Source organism: Streptomyces lancefieldiae (genome assembly GCF_031845825.1).
GTDB lineage: Bacteria > Actinomycetota > Actinomycetes > Streptomycetales > Streptomycetaceae > Streptomyces > Streptomyces lancefieldiae.
The window spans coordinates 1-390 of the sequence record NZ_JAVRFH010000411.1 but is presented as its reverse complement, the minus strand read 5'-3'; the positions used below and the strand labels follow the sequence as shown (position 1 = coordinate 390).

Sequence of the window (390 nt, the reverse complement as noted above, 5' to 3'; positions counted from 1 at the left end):
GAAGACTTGTGACCCCGATCCAGCATCGGCGTGGAGCTGTTCGCACGTGGCCTGCTTCCGGTCGTGCGCATGGCCATGGTCCTATGCCAGGTCTATCATGGAAGCAGCGCGCCCCGGCCCCATGGCTGCCGCGGCCGTTACGCCCGAGCCTGCACCCGCCTGCGGCTCTTCCCGCAGCATTGCGCGCAGATTGTTGGTCTGTGACGCATAGATGCCGAATGCCTGCGCCAGCTGTTCTGGATCGAGCTGTTCAGGGTGCATGAAGTGAACAACGAAGATGGCATTGCCACTCGCCGGATCGAGCGAGTAGACGCCATTGGTCTTGGCACCGGACAAGAGGTTCATGGTCAACAGCTGGCCATACATCTCGGTGCGCATCGTATCCGGCAC

At 61.8% G+C, this 390-nt stretch carries 1 protein-coding gene; it reads right to left on the bottom strand.

Annotation, left to right across the window (positions count from 1 at the left end):
• Positions 1–81: 81 nt before the first annotated feature.
• A partial coding sequence (locus RM812_RS42745; protein ID WP_311586512.1) for a type III secretion system chaperone family protein occupies positions 82–390 on the bottom strand: 309 nt, incomplete at its 5' end.